Raw genomic sequence first — 12,513 nt, 5'->3', positions numbered from 1 at the left:
AAATCCCAGCGGGATCTCATCGCGGAGGGGGAGGGGGGCAGCGACTGTCTCTTATACACATCTGACGCTGCCGACTGTCTTGGGGGGCTCGGAGATGTGTATAAGAGACAGATTCGGCGGGGGTCCCAGACTTGGGGGGTGGGAGGCGATGGGGCCCCCGCCGAAGTTCTAGTGGTTGGCGGCCTCGGTCTCGCAGTACAGGAGTTCGTGGGACATCTGGGAGAACTCCTCACTTCCTTGGCCATGGAGCGGGTTCGTGATGTCTCGGTTCCCGCTTCGAGACCAATCTTCCGAGGCTTTGCAGCCCGCTGCTATCCCACAACTGGCTAATAACCGGGGGAAAATTCGGGTCCCCCAGTGGCAGGGTTCGCGTGTCCCCCGATTGGGGGACAGGCCGCTCGACGCGCACGTGCGCATGAAATCGTCGTCTCTAGGCGTTCGTGGCTACGCAGATCGGTTGCGAAACCGGTTAGTGGGCAAAGTTTTACCGCACCGTGTTGTGAATGTGACCGCCGCCCAGCAGTGTATTCAGCGATTTATGTGGCACGTGTCCAAGAACCGACAGATGAGAAGGCGCAGATGACGGCTTCGGTGATGGCCCTTCGACTCTTGGCCTTGGCTGCCGGGGTGCTTGGCATGTCCGCGACCATGGCGGCACCCACGCACGCCGACATGATGGGTAATGCATTCCTGACGGCCTTGAACAACGCCGGCATCTCATATGGGCAGCCGGCGGCGGCGATGGCGATCGGCCGATCGGTATGTCCGATGGCAGTCCAACCGGACGGGACCTTCGACTCCGTCGTCGCGAAAATGGCTGAAGACAACGGGATGTCTCACGACGTGGCGGCCGCGTTCACGATTGTCGCCATCGCGACGTACTGCCCGGCGGTGCTCTACCCGCTGTTGCCCAATCGGCTACAGGCATAGATCGATTGTGAGGACCGTTGTCAGGACCGATTGTGAGCTGAACGGATGTGCCCGTACCCTCTAGCGAGTGGTCGACGACAGGCATGACCGCAGCGGCGAGCGCAGGCCGCGACCGGCATCGGGTGGTGTACCGCGGCGTGGTCCACAGAAAAAGCGTGACGTTCCCTGGTCGGGTCCGGGCCGGGCTCGCCCGGCTCAACCGCGGTCGGCACCTCCCGAGGTAACCCGCGACTCCCGCGACGTGCCGGCGATCCCGCCGGGAGTGGATGCCAAGCAGCTGGCGCCGGAGATCCGGCGCGAGCTGAGCACCCTGGACCGGGCCACCGCCGACGCCGTGGCGCGGCACCTGGTGGCCGCCGGGGAGCTGCTCGACGAGGATCCCGAAGCCGCCCTGAGCCACGCGCGTGCGGCCCGGGCCCGCTCCGGCAGGATCGCCGTCGTTCGCGAGGCCGTCGGGATCGCCGCCTACCGCTGCGGCGACTGGGCTCAGGCGCTGGCCGAATTGCGTGCGGCGCGGCGGATGGGCAGCCGGTCCCCGCTGCTGGCCTTGATCGCCGATTGCGAACGCGGTCTCGGCCGCCCGCTGCGGGCCATCGAACTTGCGCGCGGACCCGAGGCGGCCCAGCTCAGCGGCGACGACGCCGACGAGTTGCGGATTGTCGCCGCCGGCGCGCGCGCTGACCTCGGGCAGCTGGAGCAGGCATTGACCGTGTTGTCGACGCCCCAGCTCGACCCCGCCCGCACCGGCTCGACGGCGGCGCGACTGTTTTACGCCTATGCCGAGACGCTGCTGGCGCTCGGGCGTCGCGAGGAGGCGCTGCGATGGTTCTTGCGCGCGGCGGAAGCGGACCTCGAAGGCGTCACCGACGCCGAAGACCGGGTCGCCGAGCTGGGTTGAGCATCAGGTGAAAAGTCTTGCGCAGCAGTATGATTGCCTGCTGATCGACCTGGACGGGACGGTATTTCGCGGCCGGCGAGCCACCGAAGGCGCGGTCCAATCGCTGGCGGAAGTGACCAGCCGCAAACTGTTCGTCACCAACAACGCGTCGCGCAGCGCCGACGAAGTCGCGGCGCATCTGCGTGAGCTCGGCTTCGACGCCACCGGCACCGACGTCGTCACCAGCGCGCAGAGCGCCGCCCGGGTGCTTGCCGTAAAGCTGCCGCCGGGCTCGCCGGTGCTGATCGTGGGCACCGACGCACTGGCCGCCGAGGTCGCCACGGTGGGGCTGCGTCCGGTGCGTCGCTGGGACGACGGACCGGTTGCCGTGGTTCAGGGCCTTTCGATGACCACCGGCTGGCCGGAGCTTGCCGAGGCCGCACTGGCCATCCGGGCCGGTGCCCTGTGGGTGGCGGCCAACGTCGACCCCACCTTGCCCACCGAACGCGGCCTGCTGCCGGGCAACGGGTCACTGGTCGCGGCGCTGCGAGCGGCCACCGGTGCCGAGCCGCAAGTGGCGGGCAAGCCGGGTCCGCAATTGATGGCGGACGCCGTGGCCCGCGGCGATTGCCGCGCGCCGTTGGTGATCGGCGATCGGCTCGACACCGACATCGAAGGCGCCCACGCCGCCGGGCTGCCGAGCCTGATGGTGCTCAGTGGGGTCAACAGCGCGCGAGACGCGGTGTTCGCTCCACCGGGGCAGCGTCCCACCTATCTCGGCCACGATCTGCGCTGCCTGCACCACGATGGCGAGCTGTTGGCGATAGGGTCGCAGCCGGGCTGGCGAGTCGACGTCGTCGACACGACGGTTACGGTCAGCGCCACCGGCGACCAGCACGGGGACGACCTGTCGGTGGTACGTGCCGTCGCGCACGCGGTCTGGGACGCACATCCGGACGGACGGCCAGTCAGTATCGGGGCCGGCGACCAGGCGGCCGGCGACGCATTGCGGCGCTGGTCCCTGGAGCACGGCGACTAGGCGGCAACTAGCGTAGGGAGCGCAATGACTATTGACCCTGATCAGATTCGCTCGGAAATCGAAGCCCTGGTAGCCCAGCTGCCCGATGTCGCCGACGCCGAGAACGGGCCGTCCCTTGCCGAGCTCGAGGACATCGCGCGCCGTCTGTCAGAGGCTCACGACGTGTTGTTGCGGGCGCTGGAGTCGGCGGAGAAGGGCTGAGGGCAACGGTGGCACGGCGTGCCCGCGTTGACGTCGAGCTGGTGCGGCGCGGCCTGGCGCGGTCTCGTCACCAGGCTGCGGAATTGATCGAAGCCGGCAAGGTGCGCATCGACGGCCTGCCGGTGGTCAAGCCGGCCACCGCGGTGGCCGTCAGCGCGGCGTTGACCGTCGCGGCGGACGGCGCCCGTGGCTGGGTGTCGCGGGGAGCCCACAAACTCATCGGTGCGCTGGATGCCTTCGCGGTTCCCGTTCAAGGCCGGCGCTGCCTGGATGCGGGCGCGTCGACCGGCGGGTTCACCGAGGTGCTGCTGGACCGCGGTGCCGCCGAAGTGGTTGCCGTCGATGTCGGCTACGGCCAGCTGGCCTGGTCGCTGCGCAACGATCCGCGAGTGGTGGTCGTCGAGCGGACCAATGTGCGCGACGTGTCGCCCGAGGCGATCGGCGGCTGCGTCGACCTCATCGTGGCCGACCTCTCGTTCATCTCGCTGGGCACGGTGTTGCCCGCGCTGATCGACTGTGCGTCGCCGGGCGCAGATATTGTTCCCATGGTGAAGCCACAGTTCGAGGTGGGCAAGGGGCAGGTCGGTCCGGGCGGGGTGGTGCAGGACCCGCAGTTGCGCGCGGACGCGGTGCTGGCTGTGTCGCGGCGTGCGGACGAGCTGGGTTGGCACACCGTCGGTGTCGCGGCTAGCCCGCTTCCGGGTCCGGCGGGCAACGTCGAATACTTCCTGTGGTTGCGCGCACAGGCCGATAGGTGGTTGGCCGGCGACGAACTGGTGGACGCGGTGCGCCGGGCGATGAGCATGGGTCCGCAGTGACTTCGCAGGCAAGCACCGAACGCACCGTTCTGCTGGTGGTCCACACCGGACGCGACGAGGCGACCGAAACCGCGCGCCGGGTCGAGAAAGTGTTGGGCGACAACAACATTGGGCTTCGAGTACTGTCCGCCGAGGCGGTCAACCGCGGATCGCTGCGGCTGGCTCCCGACGACATGCGGGCCCGGGGCGTCCAGATCGAGGTGGTCAATGCCGACCCGCACGCTGCCGACGGCTGCGAGTTGGTGCTGGTGCTCGGCGGTGACGGCACCTTCCTGCGGGCAGCCGAGCTGGCCCGCAACGCCAGCATTCCGGTGTTGGGTGTCAACCTGGGCCGGATCGGATTCCTGGCCGAAGCCGAGGCCGAGGCTATCGACCTGGTGCTCGAGCATGTGGTGGCCCGGGACTACCGGGTGGAAGACCGGCTGACGCTCGATGTCGCGGTGCGCCACGGTGGCCGCGTCATCGACCAGGGCTGGGCGCTCAACGAGGCGAGCCTGGAGAAGGGTCCCCGGCTGGGCGTGCTGGGGGTGGTGATCGAAATCGACGGCCGTCCGGTGTCGGCTTTCGGCTGCGACGGGGTGCTGGTGTCGACGCCGACCGGGTCCACCGCCTATGCGTTCTCGGCGGGCGGCCCGGTGTTGTGGCCGGATCTCGAGGCGATCTTGGTGGTGCCCAACAACGCTCACGCGTTGTTCGGCCGGCCGATGGTCACCAGTCCGGATGCCCGCATCGCGATCGAGATAGAGGCTGATGGTCACGACGCCCTGGTGTTCTGCGACGGCCGCCGCGAAATGCTGATACCCGCCGGCGGGCGGCTCGAGGTGACCCGCTGTGACACACCGGTGAGATGGGCCCGGTTGGATAGCGCGCCGTTCACCGACCGTCTGGTGACCAAGTTCCAGTTGCCGGTGACCGGTTGGCGCGGGAAGTAACCGGTGCTCACGGAGATACGAATCGAGTCGCTGGGCGCCATCAGCACCGCCACCGCCGAGTTCGATCGCGGGCTAACCGTGCTCACCGGCGAGACCGGTACCGGCAAGACCATGGTGGTCACCGGGTTGCAGTTGCTGGGCGGTGCCCGGGCCGACCCGGCCCGGGTGCGGTCCGGAGCCGATCGTGCCGTTGTCGAAGGCCGTTTCGTCACAACCGATCTCGACGAGGCCACGATCGCCAGGCTCGACGAGATCCTGGACGCCTCCGGGGCGCAGCGCGACGAGGACGACAGCGTGATCGCGTTGCGTTCGGTCAGCGGTAACGGGCCGTCGCGTGCTTACCTCGGCGGTCGCAGCGTGCCCGCCAAGTCGCTCAGCGGTTTCACCAACGAGCTACTGGCCCTGCATGGCCAAAACGACCAGTTGCGGTTGCTGCGACCGGAAGAACAACGTGGCGCGCTGGATCGCTTCGCGGCCAGCGGCCCCGCGTGCGAGCGCTATCGCAAGCTGCGCGACGCGTGGCTGTCCGCGCGGCGAGACCTGTCTGACCGGCGTAACCGGGCGCGCGAGCTGGCCCAGGAGGCGGACCGGTTGCAGTTTGCCCTCAACGAGATCGACGCGGTCGACCCGCAGCCGGGCGAGGACGAGGCGCTGGTCGCCGACATCGTGCGGCTCTCCGAGCTGGACACCCTGCGCGAGGCCGCGTCGGTGGCGCGCGCGGCGTTGGCCGGCGCGCCCGACGACACGCTCGGCGTCGGTGCCACCGAATGCCTCGGGCGTGCCCGGGCGGCTCTGGAATCGACCGATGATGCCACGCTGCGGGCGCTGGCCGGACAAGTCGGCGAGGCGCTGACGGTGATTGTCGATGCGGCCGGGGAGCTCGGCAACTATGTCGACGAGCTGCCGGCCGATGCCAGCGCTCTGGACGCCAAACTGGGCCGCCAAGCCCAACTGCGCACCCTGACGCGCAAGTACGCCGCCGATATCGACGGGGTGCTGCGGTGGGCGCGGGACTCCCGGGACCGCCTGGGCCAACTCGACGTCTCTGAAGAGGGCCTGGCGGCGCTGGAACGCCGCGCCGAGCAGCTGGAGCGCGAATTAGCCCAAGCAGCAGTCGATCTGAGCAAGATTCGGCGCAAAGCGGCCAAGAAGTTGGCCACCGAGGTCACGGCGGAGCTGTCGGCTCTGGCGATGGCAGATGCCGAGTTCACCATCGGCGTGACCATCGACCTGGCCGAGTATGACGATCCCGTCGTGTTGACGCTGCCGTCGGGCGAGCCGGCCCGCGCCGGTGCCGACGGCATCGACCATGTCGAGTTCGGCTTCGCCGCACACCGCGGCATGACCGTGTTGCCGCTGGCCAAGAGTGCGTCCGGCGGTGAGTTGTCCCGGGTGATGCTGGCGCTGGAAGTGGTGCTGGCGACATCGCGGAAACAAGCAGTCGGCACCACGATGGTGTTCGACGAGGTCGACGCCGGGGTCGGCGGCAGGGCGGCGGTGCAGATCGGGCGACGCCTGGCGAAGCTGGCGCGCACCCACCAGGTGATCGTGGTCACGCACCTGCCCCAAGTGGCTGCCTATGCCGACGTGCATTTGACGGTGCACAGCACCGGACGCGACGGCGCCAGCGGGGTACGTCGGCTGAACGACGAGGAGCGGGTGGCCGAGCTGGCCAGGATGCTGGCCGGGCTGGGTGAGTCGGACAGCGGCCGCGCCCATGCCCGTGAATTGCTCGACGCCGCGCAGAACGATGAGATCTAGCTCGCTGTGTGACAGTTGTGACTCCATATAACTTATGGGGCTGATGTTACGGCGCGCCTCCCGGCTCCGGCCGTGCTTCCCCGACAGAATCGCCCCCATGAAGATGTCCGCGTTGCTGTCTCGTAACACTGCCCGGCCGGGCCTGGTCGGCACTGCCCGCGTCGACCGGAACATCGACCGCCTGCTGCGCAGGGTCTGTCCTGGTGACATCGTGGTCCTCGACATCTTGGATCTGGACCGCATCACCGCGGATGCACTGGTGGAAGCTGACGTCGCCGCCGTCGTCAATGCATCGCCGTCGGTTTCCGGCCGCTACCCGAACCTGGGGCCAGAGGTGCTGGTCAACAACGGCGTCACCCTGATCGACGAGACCGGGCCGGAGATCTTCAAGAAGGTCAAAGACGGCTCGAAGATTCGCTTGTACGAAGGCGGCGTGTATTCCGGCGACCGCCGGCTGGTTCGCGGTACCGAGCGCAGCGACCACGACATCGCCGACCTGATGCGGGAGGCCAAGAGCGGGCTGGCCGCACACCTGGAGGCGTTCGCCGGCAACACGATTGAGTTCATCAAGAGCGAAAGCCCGCTGTTGATCGACGGAATCGGCATCCCCGACATCGACGTCGACATGCGCCGCCGGCACGTGGTGATCGTCGGTGAAGAGCCAAGGGCCGCCGACGACGTGAAAGCCCTCAAACCGTTCATCAAGGAATACCAGCCGGTGCTGGTGGGTGTCGGGACCGGCGCGGACGTGTTGCGCAAGGCCGGGTACCGCCCGCAGCTGATCGTCGGCGACCCCGACCAGATCAGCACCGAGGTGCTCAAGTGCGGCGCCCAGGTGGTGTTGCCCGCCGACGCTGACGGCCACGCGCCCGGGCTGGAGCGCATCCAGGATCTCGGTGTCGGGGCGATGACGTTCCCGGCCGCCGGCTCGGCGATCGACCTGGCGTTGCTGCTGGCCGATCACCACGGCGCCGCGCTGCTGGTCACCGCCGGCCACACCGCCAACATCGAGACCTTCTTCGACCGGACGCGGGCGCAAAGCAACCCGTCGACCTTCCTCACCAGGCTGCGGGTGGGGGAGAAGCTGGTGGACGCCAAGGCGGTCGCGACGTTGTACCGCAACCACATTTCGGCTGGAGCGATTGCGCTGTTGGCGTTGACGATGCTGATCGCCATCATCGTCGTCTTGTGGGTGTCACGCACCGATGGTGTGGTGCTGCACTGGATCATCGACTACTGGAACCGCTTCTCCCTCTGGGTGCAGAACCTGGTGACCTGACCCCTTCGAGGACGGTGCCTTCATGATCTCGTTACGCCAACATGCGATTTCGCTGGCCGCCGTCTTCCTTGCGCTGGCGATCGGAGTCGTGCTCGGTTCGGGCTTCTTCTCCGATACGCTGCTGTCCAGCCTGCGTAACGAGAAGCGGGACCTGGCCGCCCAGATCAGCGGACTCAACGACCAGCGCAACGCGCTCAACGAAAAGCTCAGCGCAGCAAATACTTTCGACAACCAGGTGCTCGGGCGGATTGTGCACGACGCGTTGGCCGGCAAGGCGGTGGTAATCTTTCGGACCCCTGATGCCAAAGACGACGACGTCGCCATGGTGTCGAAAATCGTCGGGCAGGCCGGAGGTTCGGTCACCGGAACGGTGTCGTTGACCCAGGAGTTCGTCGAAGCCAACTCGGCGGAAAAGCTGCGGTCGGTGGTGAATTCGTCGATCCTGCCCGCCGGTACGCAGTTGAGCACCAAGCTCGTCGACCAGGGTTCGCAGGCCGGTGACCTGCTGGGAATTGCCACGCTGAGCCCTGTCAACCCGACCAACCCGCCGGCCCCGCCCGTCGACGACGCCCAGCGGGGCACCGTGCTGGCCGCGCTGCGCGAGACCGGCTTCATCACCTATCAGCCCGCGGATCACTTCGACGTGGCAAACGCCGCCATCGTCATCACCGGCGGGGGCCTGCCCGCAGACGCCGGCAACCAGGGGGCCAGTGTGGCGCGGTTCGCCGCTGCGCTGGCCCCGCATGGTTCCGGTACGGTGCTCGCCGGCCGGGATGGCTCGTCGACCGGCAGCGCCGCAGTCGCCGTTACCCGCGCCGATGCCGGCATGGCCGCTACCATCAGCACCGTCGACGACGTTGATCTCGCGCCCGGCCGCATCACAGCGATCCTGGCCCTGCACGACCTGATCAATGGCGGTCACCCGGCCCACTACGGCACCGGTCACGGGGCCACCTCGGTGACGGTTCCTCAATAGGTCCCCGATAGTCACCGGCTACGACCGGTCGGGCGTGTTCGCCGCGAGCCGGCGCCGCGGGTGTTAGGGTGGGATTCCGTGGGTCGGCAGGCCCAGCCAGGTAAGGCTAGAACAGCAAGCCCTGCCCGTCTTCACGGAGGTCGCCCAGTTGCGCAAGCATCCGCAAACTGTCACCAAGCACCTCTTCGTCAGCGGCGGGGTCGCATCCTCCCTCGGCAAGGGATTGACGGCAAGTAGCCTCGGCCAGCTGCTAACCGCGCGCGGGTTGCAGGTCACGATGCAGAAGCTCGATCCGTACCTCAACGTCGACCCGGGCACCATGAACCCGTTCCAGCATGGCGAGGTTTTTGTCACCGAGGACGGCGCCGAGACCGACCTCGACGTCGGCCACTACGAGCGATTCCTTGACCGCGACTTGTCCGGCTCGGCGAATGTGACGACCGGACAAGTATATTCGACGGTGATCGCCAAAGAGCGCCGTGGCGAATACCTCGGTGACACCGTCCAGGTGATCCCGCATATCACCGACGAGATCAAACGTCGCATCATGGCGATGGCCCAACCCAACCCGGACGGACACCGCCCCGATGTCGTCATCACCGAAATCGGCGGCACCGTGGGCGATATCGAGTCACAGCCCTTTCTGGAGGCGGCGCGCCAGGTGCGCCACGATCTGGGCCGGGAGAATGTCTTCTTTCTGCACGTGTCGCTGGTGCCCTACCTGGCCCCGTCGGGTGAGCTCAAGACCAAGCCGACGCAGCACTCGGTGGCCGCACTGCGCAGCATCGGTATCACCCCGGACGCGCTGATCCTGCGCAGCGACCGCAACGTCCCCGAAGCGCTGAAGAACAAGATCGCCCTGATGTGTGACGTCGACATCGACGGCGTGATCTCCACTCCGGACGCGCCCTCGATCTACGACATCCCCAAGGTATTGCACCGCGAGGAACTGGACGCGTTCGTGGTCCGCCGACTCAACCTGCCTTTCCGCGACGTCGACTGGACCGAATGGGACGACTTGTTGCGCAGAGTGCACGAACCGCACGAATCAGTCCGAATCGCCTTGGTGGGCAAGTACGTTGAGCTGTCCGACGCGTACCTGTCGGTGATCGAGGCGTTGCGCGCCGGCGGGTTCAAGCACCGGGCCAAGGTCGAGATCCTCTGGGTGGGTTCCGACGATTGCCAGACCGACGGCGGTGTTGCGGCGGCGCTGGGCGATGTCCACGGGGTGCTGATCCCAGGCGGGTTCGGCATCCGCGGCATCGAGGGCAAGATCGCTGCCATCTCGTATGCCCGGGCTAGGGGCCTGCCGGTGCTGGGACTGTGTCTGGGCCTGCAGTGCATCGTGATCGAGGCCGCCCGCTCGGTCGGTCTGAGCCAGGCCAATTCGGCCGAATTCGAACCGGACACCCCCGATCCGGTCATCTCCACGATGGCCGACCAGCAGCGCATCGTGGCCGGCGAGGCGGATCTGGGCGGCACCATGCGCCTGGGTGCCTACCCCGCGGTGCTGGAGACGGATTCGATTGTGGCGCAGGCATATCAATCGACGAAGGTGTCCGAGCGGCATCGGCACCGCTACGAGGTCAACAATGCCTACCGGGATCAGATCGCCCGAAGCGGCCTGCGGTTTTCCGGGACCTCACCCGACGGCCGGTTGGTCGAGTTCGTCGAGTACCCGCGTGACCAGCACCCGTTCCTGGTCGGCACCCAGGCTCACCCCGAGTTGAAGAGCCGGCCCACCCGCCCGCATCCGCTGTTCGTCGCATTCGTCCGAGCGGCCATCGACTACAAGGGAGGCGAACTGCTGCCCGTCGACATCCCCGAGATGGCCGAGCCCGTGTCGAACGGAAACGAGCGGCGAAACGAGCATCGAGACGGCGTCGCGCAGCCACTACCTGAGCCCGCGACTCGTGGCTGAGCACGACTTCGAGACGATATCGTCCGAAATCTTGCATACCGGAGCGATTTTCGCGCTGCGCCGGGACCGGGTGCGAATGCCGGGTGACACCATCGCCGTCCGAGAGGTCGTCGAGCATTACGGTGCCGTCGGTGTCGTCGCGGTCGACGACGACGGCAACATCCCGTTGGTCTATCAGTACCGCCACCCGTTCGGCCGGCGGCTGTGGGAGCTGCCGGCCGGATTGCTGGACGCGTCGGGGGAGCCGGCGCATCTCACCGCCGCCCGCGAGCTGCAGGAGGAGGCCGGTTTGCAGGCCGCTACCTGGCAGGTGCTCGTCGACCTCGACTCCACGCCGGGCTTCAGCGACGAATCGGTGCGGGTCTATCTGGCCACCGGCCTCAGCGAGGTGGAGCAACCCGAGGCGCACCACGAAGAGGCCGACATGACGGTGCAGTGGTTTCCCCTCGAGGAGGCCGCGCGGAAGGTGTTCAGCGGCGAAATCGTCAATGCCATTGCGGTGGCCGGTATTTTGGCCGCCCACGCGGTCATCGGCGGGGTGGCCCAGCCGCGTCCGGTGGACAGCCCTTGGATCGACAAGCCGACGGCCTTCATGGCGCGAAAGACCGCGCGGTGACGACGCTGACCCTGGACACACAACTGCAGGGCTATCTTGACCATCTGGCGATCGAACGGGGCGTGGCGCCCAACACGTTGAGCTCGTACCGGCGCGACCTGCGCCGCTACACCAAGCACCTCGAAGACCGGGGAATCACCGACCTGGCCGGCGTCGGCGAGGACGACGTCAGCGACTTTCTGGTGGCACTGCGGCGCGGCGATCCCGAATCCGGGGCGTCGGCGCTGTCCGCGGTGTCGGCGGCCCGGGCGCTGATCGCGGTGCGCGGGCTGCATCGGTTCGCCGCCGCCGAAGGCCTGGCGGACCTGGACGTGGCGCGCGCGGTGCGCCCGCCGACACCGGGCCGGCGGCTGCCCAAGAGCCTTACGGTCGACCAGGTGCTGGCCCTGCTGGACGGGGCCGGCGGCGACAACCCGGCCGACGGCCCGTTGACCCTGCGCAACCGGGCACTGTTGGAGCTGCTGTATTCCACCGGGTCGCGCATCTCCGAAGCCGTGGGCCTCGACGTCGACGACATCGACACCCAGGCCAGGTCGGTGTTGTTGCGCGGCAAGGGCGGTAAGCAGCGGCTGGTGCCGGTGGGCCGTCCGGCCGTGCACGCGCTGGACGCCTACGTGGTGCGCGGGCGTCCTGATTTGGCCCGCCGGGGCCGCGGCACGGCGGCCATCTTTCTCAACGCCCGTGGTGGCAGATTGTCACGGCAAAGCGCATGGCAGGTGCTGCAGGATGCCGCCGAGCGTGCCGGCATCACCTCGGGTGTGTCGCCGCACATGCTGCGGCATTCGTTTGCCACCCACTTGCTCGAGGGCGGCGCCGACGTCCGGGTGGTGCAGGAATTGCTGGGCCACGCCTCGGTGACGACGACCCAGATCTACACGTTGGTGACCGTTCATGCGTTGCGGGAGGTGTGGGCCGGAGCGCATCCCCGGGCAAACTAACGACGTTAGCGGGGTGGGGGTTCGTCGTCACCGAGGCGTGGCCCAGCAATTCCTGCACCACCCGGACGTCGGCGCCGCCCTCGAGCAAGTGCCACCGACCCCGCCGGACACCCGCCGGCGGGGTCATTTCATAGCCGCACATCCTCACCACCAACGCCGCCATCATGCTCATCCTGAATGCCGGTCAACAGGCCACATACATTCGATCATGGCGCACCCGACCGA

12 protein-coding genes and 1 pseudogene are annotated in these 12,513 nt (G+C 67.8%); 12 read left to right on the top strand and 1 reads right to left on the bottom strand.

Going from position 1 to position 12,513, the window contains the following annotated elements; genetic code table 11:
- The first annotated feature begins 579 nt into the window (after nucleotides 1–579).
- From CDN38_RS00580 to xerD, 12 genes are all read left to right on the top strand, one after another.
- Complete coding sequence (locus tag CDN38_RS00580) at nucleotides 580–930, top strand: DUF732 domain-containing protein (RefSeq protein ID WP_099318724.1); 351 nt, start codon at nucleotides 580–582, stop codon at nucleotides 928–930.
- Nucleotides 931–997: 67 nt separating this feature from the next.
- On the top strand, nucleotides 998–1,828 hold the full coding sequence (locus tag CDN38_RS00575) for a tetratricopeptide repeat protein (protein WP_082276912.1): 831 nt from the start codon (nucleotides 998–1,000) through the stop codon (nucleotides 1,826–1,828).
- 7 nt (nucleotides 1,829–1,835) lie between these two features.
- Nucleotides 1,836–2,846 (top strand): HAD-IIA family hydrolase, encoded by a 1,011-nt coding sequence (locus CDN38_RS00570; RefSeq protein WP_075509035.1) that lies wholly within the window; start codon nucleotides 1,836–1,838, stop codon nucleotides 2,844–2,846.
- A 24-nt stretch (nucleotides 2,847–2,870) separates the two neighbouring features.
- Complete coding sequence (locus tag CDN38_RS00565; protein WP_099188375.1) at nucleotides 2,871–3,047, top strand: hypothetical protein; 177 nt, start codon at nucleotides 2,871–2,873, stop codon at nucleotides 3,045–3,047.
- Nucleotides 3,048–3,055: 8 nt separating this feature from the next.
- Nucleotides 3,056–3,865 carry a TlyA family RNA methyltransferase gene (locus CDN38_RS00560; RefSeq protein ID WP_075509036.1) on the top strand — a complete coding sequence of 270 codons (810 nt, stop codon included), beginning with the start codon at nucleotides 3,056–3,058 and terminating at the stop codon, nucleotides 3,863–3,865.
- Entirely contained in the window at nucleotides 3,862–4,797 is a 936-nt protein-coding gene (locus CDN38_RS00555) for an NAD kinase (protein ID WP_075509037.1), read from the top strand. Before CDN38_RS00560 ends, CDN38_RS00555 begins: the two co-directional genes overlap by 4 nt.
- A gap of 3 nt (nucleotides 4,798–4,800) precedes the next feature.
- On the top strand, nucleotides 4,801–6,558 hold the full coding sequence (gene recN, locus CDN38_RS00550) for a DNA repair protein RecN (protein ID WP_075509038.1): 1,758 nt from the start codon (nucleotides 4,801–4,803) through the stop codon (nucleotides 6,556–6,558).
- A gap of 97 nt (nucleotides 6,559–6,655) precedes the next feature.
- Complete coding sequence (steA, locus tag CDN38_RS00545) at nucleotides 6,656–7,837, top strand: putative cytokinetic ring protein SteA (protein ID WP_075509039.1); 1,182 nt, start codon at nucleotides 6,656–6,658, stop codon at nucleotides 7,835–7,837.
- 22 nt (nucleotides 7,838–7,859) lie between these two features.
- A complete protein-coding gene (locus CDN38_RS00540; RefSeq protein WP_075509040.1) occupies nucleotides 7,860–8,813 on the top strand; it encodes a copper transporter in 954 nt (317 codons plus the stop codon).
- Between the two features lie 148 nt (nucleotides 8,814–8,961).
- Complete coding sequence (gene pyrG, locus CDN38_RS00535; RefSeq protein ID WP_075509041.1) at nucleotides 8,962–10,734, top strand: CTP synthase; 1,773 nt, start codon at nucleotides 8,962–8,964, stop codon at nucleotides 10,732–10,734.
- Nucleotides 10,727–11,350, top strand: coding sequence for an NUDIX domain-containing protein (locus CDN38_RS00530; RefSeq protein WP_075509042.1), 624 nt, complete (start codon nucleotides 10,727–10,729; stop codon nucleotides 11,348–11,350). Before pyrG ends, CDN38_RS00530 begins: the two co-directional genes overlap by 8 nt.
- The gene (gene xerD, locus CDN38_RS00525; RefSeq protein WP_099318723.1) at nucleotides 11,347–12,288 is read left to right on the top strand and encodes a site-specific tyrosine recombinase XerD; all 942 of its coding nucleotides are present in this window, start codon (nucleotides 11,347–11,349) and stop codon (nucleotides 12,286–12,288) included. Before CDN38_RS00530 ends, xerD begins: the two co-directional genes overlap by 4 nt.
- A gap of 22 nt (nucleotides 12,289–12,310) precedes the next feature.
- Here xerD and CDN38_RS30205 read toward each other — a convergent pair.
- Nucleotides 12,311–12,379, bottom strand: a pseudogene (locus CDN38_RS30205) (hypothetical protein); the annotation flags it as partial.
- Nucleotides 12,380–12,513: the final 134 nt, after the last annotated feature.

This window comes from Mycobacterium ostraviense (assembly GCF_002705925.1).
Classification (GTDB): domain Bacteria; phylum Actinomycetota; class Actinomycetes; order Mycobacteriales; family Mycobacteriaceae; genus Mycobacterium; species Mycobacterium ostraviense.
This window is presented reverse-complemented; position numbering and strand designations above follow the sequence as displayed.

Coding starts and splice junctions, on each gene's coding strand:
- CDN38_RS00580 (WP_099318724.1), top strand. CDS start 580: ATGACGGCTTCGGTGATGGCCCTTCGACTCTTGGCCTTGGCTGCCGGG.
- CDN38_RS00565 (WP_099188375.1), top strand. CDS start 2,871: ATGACTATTGACCCTGATCAGATTCGCTCGGAAATCGAAGCCCTGGTA.
- steA (WP_075509039.1), top strand. CDS start 6,656: ATGAAGATGTCCGCGTTGCTGTCTCGTAACACTGCCCGGCCGGGCCTG.
- CDN38_RS00540 (WP_075509040.1), top strand. CDS start 7,860: ATGATCTCGTTACGCCAACATGCGATTTCGCTGGCCGCCGTCTTCCTT.